The following is a 21,316-nucleotide window of genomic DNA, read 5'->3' as shown; positions in this document are numbered from 1 at the left end:
GTTTACATGGGAATTGCATGCGACATTGTTGGGAAACCATCAACCCTCCGAACCGCCCCCGACGCCACAACGCGTCGATTCTCCTGCGATGGCTCGGCCGCAGCTCCTCGACGACGCCGACTCACCTGCAACGACTCCCGCCACACCGCGACCTCAGCGACGATCAGCACGCGGTATCCGTTCATAACGTCCCATCGAGACCCGCGCTCAAACCGCAGCCCCCTCACCTCACGACACCGCGCTCAAACCGCAGTCCACCTCGCCCCAAACACCCCATTTCCGACACATTTTGCCGAAGTGGACTGCACTTTGAGCAACCCGCGGGGGATTTTGCAACCATAGACCACCGACACGCCGGCGACACGCCGCCACACACCTCCTATGGTCGTAATTCCCCCCAAGCAGCCAGCGAAGGCGAGCCACAACACCAGGACAAACAGGCGAAGACACGTCGAAGATGACCCACGCCACAACACCAGGAACACGACTCCAAAAACATGCCCCGCGTCGGAAGCACTACACCAGTACGGGAGCATCACACCACCTACTAACCGGTGTAATGCCCCGCTAAGTGCTGGAACACCACGTCACTGGGTACTCTCACGCGCACCCTCTCGCGGCCGACCGTGCCCGGCGCAGCCCGGCAACCGGGGACCAGGCCCGTAGCTCCAGGCCCACAATCCCTGGCGCATTATGCCTCGACGAGGACCGTGAACGGGCCATCGTTGACCAGGCAGACCTCCATCATCGCCCCGAACTGGCCGGTTTCCACGTGCAGGCCCCGGCCTCGCAGGTCAGCGACGACCGCGTCGACGAGGGGCTCGGCCTCCTCCCCGGGAGCGGCGTGCGCCCACGACGGGCGGCGCCCCTTGCGGGTGTCCCCGTACAGGGTGAACTGCGAGATCACGAGAATCGGGGCACCCACATCGAGCGCGGAACGCTCGTCGTCGAGGATGCGCAGCTCGGCGATCTTGCGGGCGACCGTGGCGACCTGGTCGGGGCCGTCGCCACGCTGGACGCCCAGGAGGACGACGAGGCCTTGGCGTGCTCCGCTGGACCACTCCCCCGCGGGGGTGGCTGGGTTCTGCTCGCCGGGACTGGACACGACCCCGCCCGACGAGGCAGGCCCCGCACAGCCAGCCCCGGCCTCGTCGACAGGATCGAAGACGAGGCGGCCGACGACGCGGCCCCCGACGCGGACTTCGCCGGAGGTGGCGCGCTGGATGACGGCGCGCATCAGCGCGCCCCCAGGGCCGAGCCGAGGCCACCGAAGCCCGTGGAACCGCCGCGCTGGCCGGCCTCGCGGGAGAGGTCGGCACCCGGGCGGGTCTGCGGCGAGACGGAGGACTTGCCATGGACGGGCACGATCTCCTCCTGGGCGGCGGCGACACCGTCGATGTCAAACACAGTGGTCACGGGCACGGCGCGGGCGATGAGCGCGAGTGCGATGGGGCCCTCGTCCGCGTGGCGGGCCGAGGAGGTAATGACGCCGACCTGGCGCCCGCCCACCTCGATGGGGGTGCCCGGCGCGGGCAGGTCGGAGCGAGAGCCGTCCAGCTGCAGGTAGGTGAGGCGGCGCGGAGGCCGCCCCAGGTTCAGGACTCGGGCAATGGTTTCCTGCCCGCGGTAGCAGCCCTTCGACGTGTGGACGGCGGTTCGCAGCCAGTCGACCTCGGGTGGGATCGCGCGGGCGTCGGTGTCGCGGCCCAGGCGCGGCTTCCACGCGGCGATGCGCATCGCCTCCCACGCCAGGTACCCGGCTCGGCGGCGCTTACCGCCTGCTGGGGACGACACCGAGGAGGGTACCGCGGCGGGAGCAGAAGAGGGCGCTGCGTTTGCCTCGGTAGCGCCGGAAACAGCTCCGTCGGCAAGCCACGCGGCCTCGAACTCGTCCGCGGCCTGCCGTGAAACAGCGTGAAACATCATGGGGGTACGCGCGCCGGGATGGCGCGCTCCCTGGAAGTAGGCGGCCCCGCCCTCGACCACACCAGGCCACGGGTCCTCCCAGGTCCACAGGTGACCGGGTAGGCCGGCCACAGCCTCGGGCGTGTTTGCGCCTACGCGCACCGAGGAGAACACGGCGACGTCGCGCTCGGCAACAGAAACGCGCAGCGCGAAGCGCATCGAGTCTAGGAACTCCACGAATCCCGAACAATCCGCACGCTCCACGATCAGGTGCAGCGCCTCCCCGTCGTCGCTCGCGCCCGCCCAGTGCTCAACGCGCCCCTCGGGCGAGAGGATCAGCAGCTCGCGGCTCGCGCCGGGCACGAGGCCGGTGACGACCTGGGAGGCCAGCGACGTCAGCCAGGTGAGCCGATCGGCCCCCGACACGGAGATGACCGCCAGGTCCGGGCGGCGCACCAGCGCACGCCCGGACTCGAGGGCCCACTGTTCCCCCGACGGGTCCCCGAAGTGCGGGGTCGCGCCGAAGGAGGCCACGGCCTCGTCGACGAACTCGGAATCGAGCGCGGACTCAGACAAGGAAACCTTCCCGGGAGTCGTCGATGCCGTCGATGACCTCACCGGAGGCGGTCGAGGCCTGCTCGGTGCGGTGCAGTCGGCCGGAGATTTCGACGTCGGCCTCGTCCTCGCCGTCGAGCGTGCGCTCCTGCGTCCACATGAGCTCGCCGGCGACCAGGCCGAACATGCGGCCCAGGTGCGTCAGGCGGGTCGCGTCCGCGCCGAGCGCGATCGCGTCGGAGACCATCTGCACGCGCGGGCCGACGCTCACGCCGTCCCACACGGCGCTGTGGCCCTCAGTGGAGGCGGACGTCGCAGTGAACTCGCGGGAGTTGTACTGGCCGGGCGGGGGCAGCGGCGCGTCGGAGGGGGCGACGGACACGTACAGGGTCTCTTCGCTGATCAGGTCGCCCTTCTGGATCACGGCCAGGCCCTGCGCGGCGTCCCACGTGGGATCGACCGGGACCGAGGCCTGGCCCGCGTACACGCGGGTCACCAGGCGCATCTGCTCGCCGACGACGTCACCGCGGATCTCCTCGACGACGGGGGCGTCGGCGGGAGCGTCCTCGGCGGGCCGATCCTGGCCGGGGGTGGGCGCGACGGCGCGCATGCCCCACCCCTCCCAGGTTCCGAGCATCCACGCGACGGGAGCGACGAGTGCGGGCAAGTCAGCGGGTATCACCATCATGCCTCCAGCCTAACGCGTGGGCACGGGCAGCGCGCGTGGCGTGGGCACGGGCAGCGCGCGTGGCGTGCGCGCGTGGCGTGCGCGTGGCGTGCGCGCGCACCGCGCGGCGCGGGGGGCGCACAGGGACGAGGCGCGGGCAGCGCGCGCGGCACGGGGGCGGGCAGCACCTGGCCCGGGTGGGGCCTGAAACACCGTGGGGTATGAGACACCGTGGGGCCTGAGACACCTCGATAACTCAGCCGCCGAGATACCTCAGATGCCGCCGATGCGGATCATCGCGTAGACGGGCAGGGCGGCGACGAGGAACTTCGCGGCGCCTCGGCCCAGAACGTTGGCGAGCTGCGCGGAGGAGGCGCGCTCGCCCAGGAGCGCGTCAACGACCGACACGGCGAAGCCGACGCCGAAGCCGGTGACGCCGCCCAGGGTCAGGAATGCGGCGAAGTCGCCGAAACGCTTGGCGATGAAGGGGAAGACGACGGGCAGCAGGTCCGATGTCTCCCCGAGGAACCAGGCGATCGACGCGGCGACCAGGCCCGCGACGATGCCCGCGAGCATCGCCATGACGACGCCGGCTTTCGCGCTGCGCCCGGCGCGTGCAGCCGCCGCGCCGACGATGGCGATCAGGGCGGCCATGGGGACGATGACGGACCAGCGCTCGTGGACGGTGAGGGAGACCCACATGGAGGCCGACGTGATGATGAGGAGCGCGGTCACGGACGAGGCGAGCGCGGCGCTGAGCGCAGTGGAGCCCCAGTGTTCGCTCGTGTGCCCCACCGAGTGGTCGCGCGGCGCGGGCGCGTCGAGGATGGTGGCGGCCACCAGCGCGACCAGCGCGATGCCGGTCAGCGGGACAGCGATGTCGAGGTTCTTCCAGTAGGCGACGGCCATGGGGGTCAGCGCCCCGCCGAGGGCGAGGACCGCCTGCGCGAGCCACGGCATGTGCAGCCGCGCCAGGGTCGGCCACCCGAGGGCCAGGAGGAAGGAGGCGAGCGCGACGATGGGGCCGACGCTCCATCGTGAGCCGGGCAGCCACCACGCGACGATCGTGAGGACCGCCAGCAGGGTGACGGTGAGGGTGCCGATGCTGTTGGGCACACGCCGGGTGGCCAGGGTGTCGCGGCGGCGCCCGCGGTTGGTTCGGGGGCGCGTGGGCGGGGTCGATGTCATCACGCTTCCATGGTCCCACATGTGGGCACTCGACGAGGCCGGGGCCGCCCAGGCGGGTCGGCTCCGCCACGGGGGATGGGAGGGTTCGCGGGGAAGGCGGCCACGGCCTCGTCGTTGGTGGTCGACGCGGTGGCGACTGTGGCGCACTCCCCTGTGTGGGTTGATCCACGCCCCCACGGCGAGCGTGCGCGCGGGGCTTAGTCGTAGGGTTGAGGGGCACGCCGGACCGGTATGCCCCGGGCTCCACACTCTGCCGCTACGAGCGGCCTTCGCGCCGACAGGCGCATTCGGTTCGGCGTGCTTCGTCGTACATGCGCGCCGACGGCGGCGCGTCAAACGGGTGGGGGCCGGCGCCGCAACGCGGCACCGGCCCCCACTAGTGTCTCAGTGAGCCGTCACATGAGCGGATAGCGCACGATCGTGGCCTCGCGGCCCGGACCCACGCCGATCGATTGGATGCGGCAGCGCGACAGCTCCTCCAGGCGCGTGATGTAGTCCTGGGCGGCCTGGGGCAGCTCCTCGAAGGAACGGCACTGCGAAATGTCCTCGCTCCAGCCGGGCAGCTCCTCGTACACGGGCACGGCGGCCTCGAAGCCGGCCTGATCGAGGGGCATTTCCTCGGTGCGCACTCCGTCGACCTCGTAGGCGACACACACGGGGATCGTGTCGTAGCCGGAGAGCACGTCAAGCTTCGTCAGGCAGATGTCGGTCAGGCCGTTGATGCGCGTCGCGTATCGCATGACGACGGCGTCGAACCAGCCGGTGCGGCGCGGGCGACCGGTGGTCACGCCGAATTCGCCGCCCTTGGCGCGCAGGGCCTCGCCGACCTCGTCGTCCAGTTCCGTGGGGAACGGGCCCTCGCCGACGCGCGTCGTGTACGCCTTGGCGACGCCGACGACTCGGTCGATGCGGGTCGGGCCCACGCCGGAGCCGGTGAGCGCGCCGCCCGCGGTCGGGTTGGAGGAGGTCACGAAGGGGTAGGTGCCGTGGTCGATGTCGAGCATCGTGGCCTGGCCGCCCTCGAAGAGGACGGTCTCGCCGCGGTCCAGCGCGTCGTTGACAACGAGGGACACGTCGCACAGCATCGGCTTGACGCGCTCCGCGAAGGACAGGAGGTGGTCGGCCACCTCGGCGGGGTCGAGCACCTGCAGGTCCACGGCCTCGAAAATGGTGTTCTTGGGGGCCAGGGCGGCCTCGACCTTGGCGCGCAGCTCCTCGGGGTGGAAGAGGTCCTGGATGCGCAGGCCGATACGGTTCATCTTGTCGGCGTAGGTGGGGCCGATACCTCGACCCGTCGTACCGATCAGGTTATTGCCGCGCGCACGCTCGTTCGCCTGGTCCATGAGGCGGTTGTACGGGGGTATGATGTGCGCGTTGGAGGAGATGCGCAGGCGCGAGCAGTCGACGCCGCGCGAGGTGATGTCCTCGAGCTCCTCGAAGAGCACGTCCAGGTCGACGACGACGCCGTTGCCGATGATGGGGGTGACGCCTTCGGAGAGGATTCCGGCGGGCAGGAGGTGCAGCGCGTACTTGTCGCCGTCGATCACGACGGTGTGTCCGGCGTTGTTGCCTCCGTTGAACTTCACGACGAGGTCGGTGTGCTGGCCGAGCTGGTCAGTGGCCTTGCCTTTGCCTTCGTCGCCCCATTGGGCGCCGAGCACGATGACGGCGGGCATGAGTATCTCCGTTAAGTTGGGTGAGTCGCGCGGGTGCGCGCAACAGACCCATCGTACCGGAGGAACGACGAGGCCGGGGTACCGGCTGGTCGCGTCAGTTTCCGGTGGCGGCCAGGGCGACGCCGACGCCCCACGCTGTGGCGCTCGTGAGGGCGGCGATCAGCTCGATGGCGATTGTCCAGCCGAAGGCCTTGAGGGCGTGGAGGGTGGCCGTCCAGGCGCTGGCAGTGTCGCGGCTGCGCAGGTATTCGACACCGAAGATGGCGACAATCATGCCGAGGACGAGGCCGAGGGGCAGTCCGATGAACCAGCCGACGACGCCGCCGACGGCGCCCCACACGAGCGTGGATTGGGGGATTCCCGCCTTGTTCATGCCGCGGGCGGGGATCACGTATTTCAGGACCGTTCCGACGATGAGGACGATCGCCGCAATCGCGAAGATGATCCACGCGGAGCGCGTGCCCGTCATCCACGACCACACGAGGATCGCGCCGCCGACGACGGGCGCGGACGGCCAAATCTGCACGACCGCGCCAATCACTCCGATGAGGATGACGATGCCGACGATGACGGTTCCAAGGACGCTCATGGGGCGATCATAGCGGCCCGATATGTGAGCGGGCGCCTCACACTGCTAGCCTGGCCTCGTTACCCCGACCCCCAGGAATGCCGATGGATATCACTCCCCCGCATCTGCCGCTGAATTCCCTCCTGAAGAGGCGCCCCATGACGGTGTACACCGTGTCGTGTCCACCGGCGGAGGCCGTCGCGCGTTGCGCGGCGTTTTGGCGCACCATCGGCATCAAGCGCGAGTCGACCACAATGTCCGAGCGTTTCGCGGGCATCGGCTGGTCGGGCACCGAGGTCACGGTCATGCCCGGACAGGCCGAAAACCGAAAACGGTCGCGCATCCGCGACCACGACACCCTTCTGGATGTCGCCGAGATCTCCCCAGCCCTCGCCTTGGGCGGCCTTGCCATCCAGCTGTCGGCGAAGGCGGTGCGCGCGCAGCTGCGCCACCTCAACAAGACACGCATCATTATCGCGGCGCGACCCTCGCCCGACGCCGCACAGGCATCCACTGAGCTGTGGTGTTTCCCCTGGGATACGGCGATTCAGCGCGCCCGCCCCGGCAAGGATCCCTTCGCCCGCGTCTTCGAGTATCTGCACACCGCTCTCTTCCAGCAGGGCGTCCTCGTGGGACCCCCGCGCCTCGTCGATGGTGAGGAACTGCCCGAGGACCACCCCCTCTCCCCCGACAACCTCAACCGGATGCGGGGCAGCTTCCTCGATCCCGTCACCAAGTTCCTCCCGTCGAAGGAGCGATCATGACCCCAGGTTTCTCACTGCGCCGGATCGTCTTCCGTCGCAGGTACCTGCACGCTCTCATCGCAACCGATCCGCATGAGGCGGCCGCTCGCTGCATCAACTACTGGGCATCGAAGTGGAGAAGCACCCCGGTGGAAACGCCGGGGATGCGCGATCAGCTCACCCTGAACGGGTGGGTTGGCACCGAGATCGCCGACGGCCTCGATACGATGCGCGAACTATTTTCCACCGTGGCTGACCCGATTGTGCGCAGCGACCTGTTCCCCCATTCTGACTCTCAGCCACAGGCACCCACACGCCTTCAGACGTCACGAATCCTGGTTGCAGCACGGTCCTTGTCGCTCGGCGGACGAGTCGCGAGCGAGGTGTGGTGCTTCGATACCCGGGTGAGCCAGCGCAACACCCCCACCACCAAGGAAGACATCGGCCACTACCTCCAGGACCTCGCCGTCACGTTGCAGCTCGATGAGCTACTGCTTGCACAGCCCGAGCTCCTCTTTGAGGGCGATCTACCAACAGACCACCTCTTCGCGGGACGGAACGTGATCGCAATGCGCCAGGCCGCCACAAAGGAGTCTCGCCGCAGGCGCTAGCGCGCGCCCACGGCGAGACGACAGACAGTTCGGAATACTCAGCTCTGCGCGCGCAGGGAGGCGACCTCGTACAGGGCGATGCCCGTCGCGACGGCCGCGTTGAGGGACTCGACGGTCGACGCGATCGGGATCGACACGATCTGGTCGCAGGTCTCGCGCACGAGGCGGGACAGGCCCGCACCCTCGGCGCCGGTCACGACCACGAGGGGGCCGTCCGCCAGCGACAGGCCACGCAGGGGCGCGTCTCCCCCGCCGTCCAGGCCGACCACGAAGTAGCCGGCCGCCTTGGCCTCTTCGAGGGCGCGCACGAGGTTCGTCGCGCGAGCCACGGGCACGCGGGCAGCCGCGCCGGCCGACACCTTCCACGCGGTCGTGTTGACGCCCGCGCTGCGGCGCTCGGGGATGATGACGCCATCCGCACCGAACGCGCCCGCGCTACGCAGGACCGCGCCCAAGTTATGGGGGTCCGTCACCTGGTCGAGGGCGACGAGGAGCGGGTGGCCCAGCTGCTGGAGCGACCCGGCGATCAGGTCCGAGGCGTCTGCGTACTCGTAGCCGCGCACCTCGATGGCGACGCCCTGGTGGACGGCGCCATCAGTCGCGACGTCCAGGTCACGGCGGGTGACCTCGTAAACGGGAGCACCCATGGCGCTGGCGAGGCGCACGACCTCCTCCACGCGGTCATCCTTCACGTTGTCGAGGATGAAGACGCGCTCGATCGGCACCGAGGCGCGGGCGGCCTCGGCCACGGGGTTACGGCCGGCGATCAGCTCATGGCCCGGCTTGACGCGGATCGAGGACTTGGCGCGGGCGCGCGCGATCGCGGCCTCCTGGGCCTCGCGGGCCTCGCGCTTCACCTTGCGCTTGTAGGCCGGATGGTAGGTGCGGTCCTCGGCCTTGGGGGTCGGGCCCTTGCCTTCGAGGCGGCGGCGCGAGTGGCCGCCGGTGCCGACCTGCGCGCCCTTCTTCGTGCCCTTCTTACGGATGGCGCCGGGGCGCCCGCTGTGTGAGGCCATGGTGTCTCCTCGTTTTCTCATGAACTGACACCAGCCTACGGGTTTTGGGCCGCATCGGGGCCGCAGGGGCGCGCGCGGGGGCCAAAATCACGATCGGGCAGGTTCCGCGCTACGCCGCGCCTTCCTCGTCTCTTCTACCCCACCGCTCTCCCCAAAAGTCGCATGCAATTTGGGTACCCTACCTTTTCTTAGGCATCGAGAAACCCGCAGAATTTCAACGATCTGATTTCAAACCTTGAAATACAGGCAAGGGAATTGCATGCGACATTTCTGGGGAACCCTGCGATCACGGCGCCTGGCAGCACGACGCCCCCCCTCACGCACACCGCGCCCACACTCGCTGGGGCCTCGCCGATGCCGCCGAGCGGGCGTCGTCTCACTCCCGCGCGAGCATCGCCGCGATCTTCTCGACCGTCGAGCCGGAGCGGATCGTCACCTCGCGGTAGAAGTCCTCGCGCAGGAGGCGCTTGTGGTAGGCGGTCTTGAGGAATTCCTTCTCGTGAAACTTGCCCCAGAACACGGCGTGCTCACCGAAATAAACGGCCTCGTCGCCCAGTTCCATGGCCTCGATGCGCTGGCGCACGTGGTCTCGGTCCAGTCCACGCGTGTAGAACAGGGCATCTCGGCGTGCTACATCGCCGTGCCACCAGTCGGGCAGGTTGTGTAGCTCCTCGAGATAGTCCTGCGCCGTCAGGAGTGCCACTCGGATCGGGAAGTCGTAGCGGCTCGCCAGGAGGTCCTCGACCCTCTGGGCCACGTCCTCGCGCGAGGCCTCGGCCTCGAAGAGGAGGTTGCCGCTGTTGATGTAGGTGCGCACGCGTCCGAAGCCTGCGGCGGCGACCTGCTCGCGCAGCTCGCTCATGACGACCTTGTTTGTGCCGCCGACGTTGATGCCGCGCAGCAGCGCCACGTACTCCATGCTGATCCTCCTGCCTTTCGCCTTACCACCTCCCCACCTCGCGTTTCTTCTGCGGGAAGGCTTCACCCTAACTCCAGAGTAACGCCCAGACAAAACCCTGCTCACCCCAAAAGTCGCATGCAATTTGGGTACCCTCACATTTCATAGGGATCGAGAAAACCGCAGAATATCAACGATCCGATTTCAAACCTTGAAATACGCGGAAGTGAATTGCATGCGACATTTCTGGGGAACCACGCCAGCGAGGCGACTGAGCGGCACGAGAACATCGCGCCGCGCGGAGGACGGGCGGGCCTAGCGACAGCCGAAACAACGCGAGGTCCGCTGCACCCGTTGTGTGGCGCTGCACCCGTTATGGGCCGCGACACCCGTTATGGGGCGCTGCACCCGTTATGGGCCGCTGCACCCGAACAGAAGGGGTGCATTGCCTACGGATCGGGTGCAGCGCACCCAATCACAAGAACAAACGCGGAATCTGCGAGACGACGGCCGACATGCACAAGGCCCCGGGAGCTCGCTACGTTTGATGAGGTTTTGCGCCGGCGGGAATGCGACACGCACAAGGCCCCGGGAGCTCGCGCCGGGGCCTCAGCACACAGCGAATCAGCCAACACTCCACGTGGCGCCGTCGCGGCCGTCCGCGACGGTGACGCCGGCGGCGGCGAGGCGGTCGCGCAGCTCGTCGGCGCGCGCCCAGTCCTTGGCGGCGCGGGCAGCAGCCCGCTCGGACAGCACGGCCCGAACCAGCGCATCCAGCGCCGAGTGCTCGGCCGCAGCAGCACCAGAGGCGCCCGCGCCGATGCCGGCCTGACCGCGCCACTGCTCGGAGGCCGGATCGAGGCCCAGCACGTCCAGCATGGAGCGAACCAGGACCTGCTCGCGGTACACGCCGGACACGTCCCCAGCGGCCAGCGCAGCGTTGCCGGCCTTGAGGTGCTCGTGCAGGACCGCGAGCGCGCCGGCGACGTTGAGGTCGTCGTCCATGGCGGCGACGAAGGCCTCGGGCAGGTCGGCGGGCGCAAGCGCAATCTCGAAAGCCGGAGCTTCCCCGGCGGCCTCGATGGCGCGGGCCACGAAGGTGGAGAACTTCTCCCAGGCGGCGTGCGCGGCGGGCAGGGTCTCGGGGCCCCATTCGATGGCGGAGCGGTGGTGGACGGTCGACAGGGCCCAGCGCACGGCGACGGCCGGATACTCCTCGGTCAGCGCGCCAATGGAGAGGACGTTGCCCAGGGACTTGGACATCTTCTCGCCCTTGGTGGTCACCCACGCGTTGTGGACCCACAGGCGCGCGAACGGCCAGCCGGCGCCGTGGGATTGGGCCTGCTCGTTCTCGTGGTGCGGGAAGCGCAGGTCGATGCCGCCGCCGTGGATGTCGAATTCGTCGCCGAGGTAGCGCCGCGACATGGCGGAGCATTCGAGGTGCCAGCCGGGTCGGCCGCGCCCCCAGGGGCTGTCCCACGAGGCCGTGGCCGGCTCGCCGGGCTTGGTGGCCTTCCAGAGGGCGAAGTCGCGGGGGTCGCGCTTGCCGGCCTCGACGGCTTCGTCGATCTGAGCGTCGTCCTCGGTGGTGCGCATGTCGACCAGGCGCTGGCGGGTGAGCGACCCGTAGTCGGGCTGGGAGTGGACGTCGAAGTAGACGTTGCCGCGCCCGTCCGAGTATGCGTGTCCCGCGTCGATGAGGCGCTGGACGAGGTCGATTTGGTCGGGGATGTGTCCGGTGGCGCGAGGCTCGTAGGTGGGGGCCTCAACGCCGAGGGTCTCGTATGCCTGCGTGAATTCGCGCTCGAAGCGGTATGCCCAGGCCCACCAGTCCCAGCCGGCCTCGGCCGACTTGGTGAGGATCTTGTCGTCGATGTCGGTGACGTTGCGGACGTAGGTGACCTGGTAGCCGCTGCGGCGCAGCCAGCGGATGAGGGTGTCGAAGGAGACGGCGGCGCGCAGGTGGCCGACGTGCGGGGAGCCCTGCACGGTGGCGCCACACAGGTAGATGCCGACCTTGCCGGGGGTGACCGGGTTCAGGGGCTGGATGCGGGCGCTCTTGGAGTCGTACAGGTGCAGCATGGCATCAATCCTACCTGGCAGGGAGGGGAGGCGAAGGAAACGGGCGCGTCCCGGGAGTATGTAACGAGGCCCGGGCCCCGCCCACGCAACCGCGCGGGTTCGCAGGTGGGGGCTCGGGCCTCGTCGAGTCAGGGAAAACTCAGGCGCCGGGGCGCACGCGCTCGCGGATGAGGACCTTGAGGTCCTCGGCGGAGTTGGCCAGCGGCGTGACGCGCTCTTCGCGTCCTTCGATGCCGGCGAAGCGCTCGGGCACGGGCGGGAGGTGCCCGGTGGCCTCAAGGATCGTGTCGGCGAACTTGACGGGCAGCGCGGTCTCCATGACGACGAGCGGGCCCTCGATCTGGGGGCGCACCGCGCGGGCGACGTGGACGCCGTCGGCGGTGTGCGGGTCGAGGAGGTAGCCGCTTTCCTTCTCCGTGCGCGCGATCTCGGCGAGGCGGTCGGCGTGCGTGGAGGTGCCGGAGATGAAGCCGTAGGTGTCGCGCAGGGAGGCGAACTCGGGCGTGCCGGACAGGTCGAAGTAGCCGTCGCGGGCCAGGGCCTCGTCGAAGAGGGCACGGGTGGCGTCGCCGTCGCGGCCCAGCAGGTCGAAGATGAAGCGCTCGAAGTTCGAGGCCTTGGAGATGTCCATGGACGGGCTGGAGGTGGCCAGCGTGTCCGCGGAGGAGCGGGGGCGGTAGACGCCGGTGCGGAAGAACTCGTCGAGGACGTCGTTTTCGTTGGTGGCGACGACGAGGGTGCCCAGCGGCAGGCCCATCTGGCGGGCGATGTGGGCGGCGCACACGTTACCGAAGTTGCCCGAGGGCACGACGACGCTGACCGTGGACGAGGCGTCGGCCCCTTCCTCGGTGACGCGCAGCCAGGTGGCGACGTAGTAGCAGACCTGGGCGAGCAGGCGCGCCCAGTTGATGGAGTTGACGGCGCCCACGTGCCAGGTGGCTTTGAAGTCGGCGTCCATGTTGATGGCCTTGACCAGGTCCTGGCAGTCGTCGAAGACGCCGTCGACGGCGACGTTGACGATGTTGGAGTCGAGGAGGGAGAACATTTGGGCGCGCTGGAAGGCGGTCATGCGCCCGGCGGGGGTGAGCATGACGACGGAGAGGCCGCGTCGGCCGCGCAGTGCGTATTCGGCGGAGGAGCCGGTGTCGCCGGAGGTGGCGCCCACGATGGTGAGCCAGTCGCCGCGGCGGGTGAGCTCGTATTCGAAGAGTTCACCGAGGAGCTGCATCGCCATGTCTTTGAAGGCGGCGGTGGGGCCGTTCGACAGGTGGGCGATGTGCAGGTCGGTGCCTTCCAGGGCGGTAACGGGCACGATCTGCGGGTCGGAGAAGGCGGGGGTGGAGTAGGCGCGGGCCGTAATCGCGCACAGGTCGCTAGCGTCGATGTCGTCGACGAAGAGGGACAGGATGCCGGCCGCCATCGCCGCGTAGCCCTCCTCGCGCAGGACGATGCGCAGCTCGTCCAGGTCGGAGCGAGACAGCGTCGGGTATTCCTCGGGCAGGTAGAGGCCGCCGTCGGGCGCCAGGCCCTCCAGCAGAATGTCGCTGAAGGAGCGGGTGGGCGTGGTGGGGCCTCGTCGGGTCGAAATGTAACGCACGGGCCGATCCTATCGGAGTGTGCGCGTGTGAAGCGAGGGGGGTCGTCCTTCGTCACGTTTTGACGAGGCCGGGGCGGGGAGGCGGTGTGGGCGCGGCCAGGTGGTGTGTGATAGAAACGACGGGTGAGTATCGACGACGACAGGTGGGCACCCCCGGCCGAGGGCGAGGAGTCGGCGAGGTCGGGGCCTGGCCGGGATTCGGCCCCGTCAAACGCTGTGCCCACAAAGGCTGACATGTCGGTCAGCTCGGGTGTGCGGGAGGACGTTCCTGTGCGTGAGCGCCCGGCTCCACCGGCGCGCAAACGTGCCAGGTCTCGGCGCTCGGGTGCGGCCGGAGCGAGTAAGCCCAGCGCCGCGGCGGAGCCGGCGCAGACCTTTCGTTGGAGGGAAGGCGCGGAGAGGCGGCGGCCGCTGGGCGTGGCGGCCTTCATCCTCGGCGCTCTCATCGTCGTGGTCTTCGCTCACTCGATGCTCGCGTCGAACTCGGTGACGAGTGCGCGCACCCAGGGTTACGTGGGTGCGGCGACGAATACGGGCGTGCTGTCCCCGGATTGGGCGTCGGGCGTCGAGACGGCGTGGACGCTTCCCGGTTCGTCGGCGGACGGCGCGTATGTTCAGTCGGTGCTTGTCGAGGGTGCGACCATGTACGTGGCCGCTCCGGAGTTCGGCGGTTCGCTTGGGGTGAGTGCCTACGATATTTCGTCGGCGCAGCCGCGCCAGACGTGGGCGGTGCAGGCAGACAATCGTGCGGATCCGATGTCATTGGACGCGCCGAATATGGTGTCGGCCGGTGATTGGCTTGCCATTGATTCGATCCTCGTGTCTAAGGGGACGGGCAGCCAGCAGGAGGCACCGTGGGGCGAGGACACGCTGATGGCCTCCGTCGACGAGGTCGTGGTGACTTGCTCGTTTCTGGAGACCTGCTCGGGGTGGACAATTCAGTCCGGTTCGTGGACTCGACTGTGGCAGACCATCACATCGAGGCAGTCGCGTGGCAGCGACGCGTGGAAGAACGGTGGGGGACGGGTCGTCGGGTTCAGCGAGGAGGCCTCTGTCCTCGTCCCCGTCGACTATCACTACAACCTGCAGCTCGTTAACGCTCACACGGGAGAGATCGTTACGCTCGGCGATTCGGAGCGCGCGAACCTCTCGGCCATGTCGGATTTCCGACTGGCGCTGGACGGAGTCGTCGTCATTCGTTCCTCCAAAGCAATGGAGGCCTACGACGTCACGGGGCGTCTCGTCGACACGTTCGAGGAGGGCAGCAGGGCACAAGGCGTGGTGCCGAGCGAGGATGGACGAACGCCAACGCTGGAGGAGCTGAAGGCCTTCTACTCGGACGGCACGGCGTCGTGGACGACGGGCACGGCGCGGGTCGAAGGGGATTACTGCACCACTCTTGCGCTCACCCCCACCGGCGACTACCCCCCTCGTTGGGTCGATGACGTCAAGCAGCTGTCGTCGAGCAGTTCCTCCCCCTGTTCCTTCTCCCCGACCCAGCTGCGCGCCTCCCTTGACGGCAGCGCCGCGTTCGTGGGGACACATGAGGGGCACCAGGATCGCATCGTCGCCCTCGACATGGTCAACAACACCCACCACGCCGTCACGCTGAGGGGTGTCAAGGAGATGACGTGGGCCTTCGACGACCTGTTCATCGTGGTGAGCAGCGAAGGGATCCTGGCCTTCACGCCCTCCTCGTCAGGTGCATGATTCATGAGCAACAACTATTCCAAGTGGGCTCCGCCGGGCACCAAGAGGCGGAGGAAGGGATGGCGTAAGCGCAGGCGTGAGCGTCGGGCGCGGCTCGCCCAGGAAGCTGCCGAGCGGCTCGCCGCGAGCGCTCCGACGGCCGCCCCCGACAAACGCTCGGCACCCACGCCCGCGCGGGCCGCACGGTCGACACCCGCACCCGGTCACGAAGCAGACGTGGGCGCCACGGCCTCGTCGACGCGCCGCGCTCCCGAGAAGCTGTGGAAGAATCCGCTTCTCGTCACCGGGGCGTTGACGGTCCTTGTCGTCGTCGCCATCACGGCCCTGTGGGGATTCGCTTACGGGCGTCCCGCTGTGCGGTCCCGGGGCTACACGGGGACGGCGACGAATACGGGTGTGCTCTCCGAAGCCTGGGCGTCGGGCGTCGACACGGCGTGGGTGATACCCAACGAGAAACGCAAGGACTCGACGGCAGTCACGCAGAACCTGCTCGTTGAGGGCACGACCCTGTACGTCGCCTCCGCCGAGCACACGAACGGCAATCTGACGCTCGCCGCCTACGACATCGCCTCGGACTCGCCGCGCCAACTGTGGGTGTCCAACGGGGGACAGGCGCACACGACGCTCAGATACCGGGCTGGTCAGATCATTCCCTACGGCACCACGCTGCTGGTCGGCAACGCCATCGTGGATGGGCGCACAGGCGAGCAAACGCAGGCGCCGTGGGTGAGCGACATCGCAATGGCGGCCGTGGACGACATTGTCGTCACCTGTGGGAGTGCGGCGACATGCTCCGGCTGGACACAGGAATCGGGGTCCTGGAGGCGCGTGTGGACGACACAGACGGGCTCAACGATAGGCCTGATCAACACGTGGCACCTGCACGGATCGCACGTCGTGGGCACCGGGGCGCAGGCTTCCTTCATCTCGCTTGGCAGCATCAAGAGCGCCCCGTCGTTGATCAATATTCGCACGGGGAAGTACACCCGTATCGGAGAGGACCCGGGATCGCTCCGCTCGCGGCCCGTCTACTATCGTGCGAGTGACGGCATCGCGGTCGTCGACACGAACAGCGAGGTGACGCTGCTTGATCCCAGCGGCGCGGTTATCGAGCGCTTCACAGGGCGCGACGCGGACGCCGTCGCGACGGATGACGGCCCGCCCCCGACTCTGGAGGAGCTGCGCGCCTTCTTGCGCGACGGCAGGGCGTCCTGGACATCAGGAACGGCCGGCTTCGACGCAAGCACGTGCGAGGACATCGTGTTCTTCCCCAGTGCGGACCTGCCGCCGAAGACGCTGCCTCGCATCAACACGGTGCAGACCAACGCATTCCTGTGTTCCTTCCAGCCGAGCTCGATGCGGGCCAGCGCTAACGGTGCAGCGATGGTGCTCGAGACCAAGGAGTGGCGGGAGCACACCGTCTACGTGCTTGACCTGGAGGGCTCCAGGGTCCTGACCCCTCCGGCGTTGAGGGACGCGACCAACCTGACGTGGGCCTTTGACGACCTGCTCATCGTGGTGACCTGGGAGGGAGTCGTGGCCTTCACGCCCCGCTCGTCGTGACGCTACCCTGGTTCCATGACTGATCTGCCTTTCCGCGTCGGCCAAGCGGTTGACGTCCACGCGTTCGCCGCCCCCGATTCGCCGCGCCCGCTGATGGTCGCGTGCCTGGAGTGGCCGGGCGAGCGCCCCCTTGAGGGCCATTCGGACGCCGACGTCGCCGCGCACGCGCTGTGCGACGCGATGCTGCTGGCCACGGGCCTGGGCGAGCTCGGCACGGTCTTCGGCGTGGATCGCCCCGAGTGGGCGGGCGCGTCGGGGCGCGCGCTCCTTGAGGAGGTGCGCCGCATGGCCGCCGAGGCCGGGTGGGTGCTGGGCAACGCGACCGTGCAGGTGGTCGGCAACCGCCCGCGCATGGCGGCTCGCCTGCCCGAGGCCTGCACGGTCATGAGCGAGATCGCGGGCGGCACGGTCACCGTGTCGGCAACGACGTCGGATCACCTGGGTTTCACGGGACGAGGCGAGGGCGTGGCCGCGCTGGCAAGCGTCCTCATGGTGCGCGCCGAGTAGGTCCCCCATTGTCGAATGCTCGGCACCGTCGAGGCTGCCGAGCGTGAGGCCTGCCCGCATTCCCGTTCACTGCCGCGAGTGCACTCCGGGCCCGGTTGCATGATAGAAACGTCTCATGAGCAACGACGACCCCCACCGCAGTCCCGACGACGAGGCGCAGTCTCGCCCCTCCGGTGGACGGGACGGGGAGCCGTTGGCCAATACCCCGGATTTCCCCGAGTTTGGTGACCTTCCGACCTTTAGTCCGCTACCCGAGCTCGCCCCTCTGCCGGAGCTAGCGCCTCTGCCGGATTTCGATGATTTCTTCACTCTGACCCCGCCCGCCGACGAGGCGATCACCGAACAGGCACAACCAGAAGGTCCGCAGGAGATGGACCTGCTCGCGGGCGTCGCACCCCTGCCCGAGCTCGCGCCGCAGCCGGCCATCGCGCAGCCCCTCACGGAAGAGCCGACAGCACCTGACGATGAGAAAGAGCCGATGGAGAGCGTCGTCGCCTGGCCCCAGGCCGAGGAAGCCCCGGCGAGGAACGTTCGCGGTGCCGCTGTGCTGGCCAGCACTTCCGTAAGCGCATTCGAGCTGCTGCCAGACGAGGCCACCTCGGAGGAGCCACAACCTGCCTCGCGTGACGTCGCGTCCATAGCGGCCGCCACGGCCTCGTCGCGGAGGACGTCCGAAGGCGACCGGACGCCGACTGCGCTGCGCGCCCCAGACCCCGAGCCCTCGCGGACGTGGGTGGACACGACAGCTGTCAAGCGCAAACCGTCCGTCGTCATGATCGCGCTCGCCGGCGTTGCCTCGCTCAGCGTCGGGATTGTTCTCTTCGTTCCCGGTCTGTTCGGGTCCTCATCGGTGCCTTCGTCGAAGCCGTCGGCGGACGCCACCGCTGCGACGAGCACTCAGGTACGCGAACGTGCGGAGAATCTGCCGCCCCGCGACCCCGGGTACCGCGGGAGCGCCACGAACACGCACTCGATGTCGCCTCAGTGGGCGTCGGGCGTGGCCACCGCGTGGACGCTCGAGCTGCCGCCAGAAATGACTCGATTGACACCACATATGTATGTCGATGGTCAGGTCCTCTACATCGCCACCACAGCAAGGGGCACGGACCAAAGCGGCTCCACCCTCAGAGTCGTGGCCTACGACTTGTCCGGTGAGGAACCCGCCCTCCTGTGGGACACGGTCGGACCCACGGAAAATTCAGCGGTCGTCACCTACGAGCCCGCGTTCCTGTCGAACGAAACCCAGCTCTTTTTCCACGACGTAGTCGTCGACAAGGCAACCGGCGAACACACCCAGGCTCCGTGGGGCATAGAGATTCCCCTCGCGCAGGCCGAGGGCATCGTGGTGACCTGCACGCCGCCATCCACCTGCAACGGATGGACGCAGGCATCCGGCGAGTGGACGAACCTGTGGACGACGACAACGATTTCCCAGACCTCCTACGGGTGGGCTTACCAGGGCTTGGGCTATTCCCCCGCGGGCACTACCCTCTCCGGCAGTGGCGCGCTAGCTTCCTTCCTGGTTCCCTCCAACTATCAGGAAGCCCCGCAGATCATCAACATCCATACCGGCGAAACATCGACGCTGCCCATTCCTGATCAGTCAGGCCTCGGCCAATACGTCGAGGTGGCAACCGACGGCTTCATCATCGTCGACGCCAGCCAACAACAGGGGCTCCTTCTCGATAGCTCGGGCGCCCTCCAATCCACGTTCTCCGCAGGCGGGTACCGCCGTCTACCCGCAGTCAGCCGTGACGGCAACAATCCGAGCACCGCGGATATCACGACCTTCATGACGACGAAGACCGCGAATTGGGCGACGGGCACGGTAGGCCTCCTCGGTGAGGACGGCTGTTCCATCCAGGTCACCCTCACCTCCGACGGGTCCACGCACACAACCCCGGTCCCCGGCGTGCTGAGCACGTACATGACCAGCTCGTGCTACTTCAATCCTGGGGAAGTACGCGTGAGTGCGGACGGTTCGGTTCTCTACGCCGATACCTTCAGCTACCAGGACGAGAGACGGTACTTCATCGATACCGCCAACGGGCTCGCCTACACATCAAACCTTCTCAACCTGCCGAAACAGACCATGTGGGTCTTCGACGACATGCTGATCGGCATGAGCACAACGGGTATCACGGCCTTCGTACCGGCCTCCTCCTGAGATCACCGTCCTATCACCACACCACGACTGCCCTCCCATAGAAACGACTCATGAGCAACGACGAGCCGCGCCGGCACCCATCCGACGAGACACACTGTGACTCCGCGACCGAGGGGGACGCACTCTCCAGGTTCTCCCCTCCATCCGGCGATGACGAGGCCGGGGCAACCCGGGCGGGCACCGACGCCTCGGCGCAGGCCGACCCGACCACTCACTTCGTTGCCGCGCCGGACACGCCCCACGCGTACTCCAAGGCCGAACTGAGCAAGTACGCTCCTCCCGGCCGTCGGGGCTCTCGCAAGCGCTCAGCCACTACGAAGCGCACGCCTGCCTCAAGACCGACGAGCGTGGCCACGGCCTCGTCCCAGGCGGAGCCCGACAGCACCACCGCGCCGACCAACGCCACGGCACCCAGGCAACTCCCGAGCGAGGAAGAGACCAAGACAGCCTCCAGGAACCTCAGGATCGCGTTCTGGCTCGTCTTTTCCGCCGCCCTCCTCATCGCCCACCTGGTCCACCTCGGCAATAAGGCCAATACCCCGGCTCCCGTCAGGATGCCGTACCTGGCAAGCACACAGGCACCGACAACGCCGTCGCCCGGTTACAGCGGCACCGCACAAAACACGCACGCTCTGTCGCCCGCATGGGCCGCAGGTATTAGTACCGCGTGGACAATTCCTACGCCCAGTGGAGTGGCCAACGTGACGCACCCGATGCACGTGGAGGGCTCGACCCTGTACGTGGCCTACGGCGTCGCTATGCACGCGAATAGTTCCACCTACACTGTTGGGGCCTACGACCTGACCGGGCGTATGCCCCAACCCCTGTGGGCAACGCCTGTCCGCACGGACACCCCGGCGGCCCAGTCCGACTACGCGCCGGCGTTCGTCTCAGGCGACGACCAGATTTTTTTCCGGGGCACCATCCTCGACAAGGCGACGGGGAACGAGGCCTCGGCCCCCTGGGGCAAGGATTTTCCGCTCGCGTTCGCCGAGAACATCGTGGTGACGTGCTCGGCCACAACGACGTGCAGCGGGTGGACGCAGGAGGGCGACGAATGGACGAACCTATGGACGACGACCACGGCAACACAGGCCAGCGACGGGGTGCGTGAGAACAATCTGGGCTTTGCTCCCGCGGGCACCGTCGTCTCCGGCAGCGGCGAACGCACCTCCGTCCTGGTCCCCACCGCCAGCAATGAGCTCCCGCAGATCATCGATGTCCATTCCGGGGCAGTCACGAGCCTGAGCAGTCACGACGGGGATGCCACGGATCGACTGGTCGAGGTCGCCTCCGACGGCTTCATCGTCTTCGAGAAGTCCACTTCTCGCGGCTGGGTCTTCGACAGCGAGGGTAACTTCCAGTCGACGTTTACAGCCGAGCACAATCTGCCGGTGCCCAGCATGGATGGCACACGTGCGACCACGTCGCAGATCGAGGCCTTTATGGCGCAGGGCAAGGCTGAGTGGGCAACGGGGACAGCGCGCATGACCGGCACCGGCGAGTGCACGCTCGAGGTCGCTCTCACGTCCGACGACTCGACTCGCGAGGCCCCCGTCCCCAATGCCGCACGCCTGTACACTCGCGATGACTGCGCACTCACCCCGGAGGATCTGCGTGTCAGCGCGGACGGCTCGGCCCTCTATGTCAGGTCCCTCGCCCCCCGGGATCGGACCAGCTACGTCATCGATACCGCCGACGGTTCCTCGGACTCATCGAGAAGCCTCACGCAGGCCACGCAGCTGACCTGGGTCTTCGACGACATGCTGATCGGCATGAGCACAACGGGTATCACGGCCTTCGTGCCCGCCTCCTCCTGAGGCCGGCATCGGATTACCACACCGCAATTGCCCTATGGTAGAA

17 protein-coding genes are annotated in these 21,316 nt (G+C 68.0%); 7 read left to right on the top strand and 10 right to left on the bottom strand.

Annotation, left to right across the window (positions count from 1 at the left end; all coding sequences use genetic code 11):
• Positions 1-691: 691 nt before the first annotated feature.
• From dtd to QU663_RS01345, 6 genes are all read right to left on the bottom strand, one after another.
• A complete protein-coding gene (gene dtd, locus QU663_RS01370) occupies positions 692-1,237 on the bottom strand; it encodes a D-aminoacyl-tRNA deacylase (protein ID WP_021612461.1) in 546 nt (181 codons plus the stop codon).
• The gene (locus tag QU663_RS01365) at positions 1,237-2,481 is read right to left on the bottom strand and encodes a folate-binding protein YgfZ (protein ID WP_021612462.1); all 1,245 of its coding nucleotides are present in this window, start codon (positions 2,479-2,481) and stop codon (positions 1,237-1,239) included. The genes dtd and QU663_RS01365 overlap by 1 nt, the downstream gene beginning before the upstream one ends.
• Positions 2,474-3,148 carry a heme-binding beta-barrel domain-containing protein gene (locus QU663_RS01360; protein WP_021612463.1) on the bottom strand — a complete coding sequence of 225 codons (675 nt, stop codon included), beginning with the start codon at positions 3,146-3,148 and terminating at the stop codon, positions 2,474-2,476. Before QU663_RS01360 ends, QU663_RS01365 begins: the two co-directional genes overlap by 8 nt.
• A 252-nt stretch (positions 3,149-3,400) precedes the next feature.
• On the bottom strand, positions 3,401-4,315 hold the full coding sequence (locus QU663_RS01355; RefSeq protein WP_232210898.1) for a hypothetical protein: 915 nt from the start codon (positions 4,313-4,315) through the stop codon (positions 3,401-3,403).
• 395 nt (positions 4,316-4,710) lie between these two features.
• Positions 4,711-5,991, bottom strand: a complete 1,281-nt coding sequence (locus QU663_RS01350; protein ID WP_021610783.1) for an adenylosuccinate synthase — start codon at positions 5,989-5,991, stop codon at positions 4,711-4,713.
• A gap of 94 nt (positions 5,992-6,085) precedes the next feature.
• Positions 6,086-6,580 (bottom strand): DUF456 domain-containing protein, encoded by a 495-nt coding sequence (locus QU663_RS01345; RefSeq protein WP_021610782.1) that lies wholly within the window; start codon positions 6,578-6,580, stop codon positions 6,086-6,088.
• Between the two features lie 83 nt (positions 6,581-6,663).
• On the opposite strand from QU663_RS01345, the gene QU663_RS01340 reads away from it, so the two are divergent.
• The gene (locus QU663_RS01340; RefSeq protein WP_034480157.1) at positions 6,664-7,323 is read left to right on the top strand and encodes a hypothetical protein; all 660 of its coding nucleotides are present in this window, start codon (positions 6,664-6,666) and stop codon (positions 7,321-7,323) included.
• Positions 7,320-7,913: a hypothetical protein gene (locus QU663_RS01335; RefSeq protein ID WP_021610780.1), complete on the top strand. Its 594-nt coding sequence runs from the start codon at positions 7,320-7,322 to the stop codon at positions 7,911-7,913. The genes QU663_RS01340 and QU663_RS01335 overlap by 4 nt, the downstream gene beginning before the upstream one ends.
• A gap of 38 nt (positions 7,914-7,951) precedes the next feature.
• Here QU663_RS01335 and rlmB read toward each other — a convergent pair whose 3' ends face one another.
• The 4 genes from rlmB to thrC all read right to left on the bottom strand — a co-directional run bounded on the left by rlmB (position 7,952) and on the right by thrC (position 13,506).
• Positions 7,952-8,929, bottom strand: coding sequence for a 23S rRNA (guanosine(2251)-2'-O)-methyltransferase RlmB (gene rlmB / locus QU663_RS01330; protein ID WP_021610779.1), 978 nt, complete (start codon positions 8,927-8,929; stop codon positions 7,952-7,954).
• Between the two features lie 376 nt (positions 8,930-9,305).
• Positions 9,306-9,848, bottom strand: coding sequence for a DUF1697 domain-containing protein (locus QU663_RS01325; RefSeq protein WP_021610777.1), 543 nt, complete (start codon positions 9,846-9,848; stop codon positions 9,306-9,308).
• Positions 9,849-10,451: 603 nt separating this feature from the next.
• On the bottom strand, positions 10,452-11,909 hold the full coding sequence (gene cysS / locus QU663_RS01320; protein WP_304990635.1) for a cysteine--tRNA ligase: 1,458 nt from the start codon (positions 11,907-11,909) through the stop codon (positions 10,452-10,454).
• 139 nt (positions 11,910-12,048) lie between these two features.
• Positions 12,049-13,506: a threonine synthase gene (gene thrC / locus QU663_RS01315; protein WP_021611182.1), complete on the bottom strand. Its 1,458-nt coding sequence runs from the start codon at positions 13,504-13,506 to the stop codon at positions 12,049-12,051.
• A gap of 234 nt (positions 13,507-13,740) precedes the next feature.
• Here thrC and QU663_RS01310 point away from each other — a divergent pair, with 234 nt between their 5' ends.
• The 5 genes from QU663_RS01310 to QU663_RS01290 all read left to right on the top strand — a co-directional run bounded on the left by QU663_RS01310 (position 13,741) and on the right by QU663_RS01290 (position 21,273).
• Positions 13,741-15,216, top strand: a complete 1,476-nt coding sequence (locus tag QU663_RS01310) for a hypothetical protein (RefSeq protein WP_304990634.1) — start codon at positions 13,741-13,743, stop codon at positions 15,214-15,216.
• A 3-nt stretch (positions 15,217-15,219) separates the two neighbouring features.
• Complete coding sequence (locus QU663_RS01305) at positions 15,220-16,779, top strand: hypothetical protein (protein ID WP_156912121.1); 1,560 nt, start codon at positions 15,220-15,222, stop codon at positions 16,777-16,779.
• Between the two features lie 15 nt (positions 16,780-16,794).
• Positions 16,795-17,286, top strand: coding sequence for a 2-C-methyl-D-erythritol 2,4-cyclodiphosphate synthase (gene ispF / locus QU663_RS01300; RefSeq protein WP_021611186.1), 492 nt, complete (start codon positions 16,795-16,797; stop codon positions 17,284-17,286).
• Between the two features lie 115 nt (positions 17,287-17,401).
• Entirely contained in the window at positions 17,402-19,453 is a 2,052-nt protein-coding gene (locus QU663_RS01295; RefSeq protein ID WP_021611187.1) for a hypothetical protein, read from the top strand.
• Between the two features lie 50 nt (positions 19,454-19,503).
• A complete protein-coding gene (locus QU663_RS01290) occupies positions 19,504-21,273 on the top strand; it encodes a hypothetical protein (RefSeq protein WP_156912122.1) in 1,770 nt (589 codons plus the stop codon).
• Positions 21,274-21,316: the final 43 nt, after the last annotated feature.

Source organism: Schaalia sp. HMT-172 (assembly GCF_030644365.1).
GTDB lineage: Bacteria > Actinomycetota > Actinomycetes > Actinomycetales > Actinomycetaceae > Pauljensenia.
Note: the sequence above shows the minus strand (reverse complement) of the source record. Positions and strands in the feature narration are given on the sequence as shown.

Excerpts from the sequence above, each read along its gene's own strand:
- dtd (WP_021612461.1), bottom strand. The coding sequence starts at position 1,237 with ATGCGCGCCGTCATCCAGCGCGCCACCTCCGGCGAAGTCCGCGTCGGG.
- QU663_RS01360 (WP_021612463.1), bottom strand. The coding sequence starts at position 3,148 with ATGATGGTGATACCCGCTGACTTGCCCGCACTCGTCGCTCCCGTCGCG.
- QU663_RS01355 (WP_232210898.1), bottom strand. The coding sequence starts at position 4,315 with ATGACATCGACCCCGCCCACGCGCCCCCGAACCAACCGCGGGCGCCGC.
- QU663_RS01350 (WP_021610783.1), bottom strand. The coding sequence starts at position 5,991 with ATGCCCGCCGTCATCGTGCTCGGCGCCCAATGGGGCGACGAAGGCAAA.
- QU663_RS01345 (WP_021610782.1), bottom strand. The coding sequence starts at position 6,580 with ATGAGCGTCCTTGGAACCGTCATCGTCGGCATCGTCATCCTCATCGGA.
- QU663_RS01340 (WP_034480157.1), top strand. The coding sequence starts at position 6,664 with ATGGATATCACTCCCCCGCATCTGCCGCTGAATTCCCTCCTGAAGAGG.
- QU663_RS01335 (WP_021610780.1), top strand. The coding sequence starts at position 7,320 with ATGACCCCAGGTTTCTCACTGCGCCGGATCGTCTTCCGTCGCAGGTAC.
- rlmB (WP_021610779.1), bottom strand. The coding sequence starts at position 8,929 with ATGGCCTCACACAGCGGGCGCCCCGGCGCCATCCGTAAGAAGGGCACG.
- QU663_RS01325 (WP_021610777.1), bottom strand. The coding sequence starts at position 9,848 with ATGGAGTACGTGGCGCTGCTGCGCGGCATCAACGTCGGCGGCACAAAC.
- cysS (WP_304990635.1), bottom strand. The coding sequence starts at position 11,909 with ATGCTGCACCTGTACGACTCCAAGAGCGCCCGCATCCAGCCCCTGAAC.
- QU663_RS01310 (WP_304990634.1), top strand. The coding sequence starts at position 13,741 with ATGTCGGTCAGCTCGGGTGTGCGGGAGGACGTTCCTGTGCGTGAGCGC.
- QU663_RS01305 (WP_156912121.1), top strand. The coding sequence starts at position 15,220 with ATGAGCAACAACTATTCCAAGTGGGCTCCGCCGGGCACCAAGAGGCGG.
- ispF (WP_021611186.1), top strand. The coding sequence starts at position 16,795 with ATGACTGATCTGCCTTTCCGCGTCGGCCAAGCGGTTGACGTCCACGCG.
- QU663_RS01295 (WP_021611187.1), top strand. The coding sequence starts at position 17,402 with ATGAGCAACGACGACCCCCACCGCAGTCCCGACGACGAGGCGCAGTCT.
- QU663_RS01290 (WP_156912122.1), top strand. The coding sequence starts at position 19,504 with ATGAGCAACGACGAGCCGCGCCGGCACCCATCCGACGAGACACACTGT.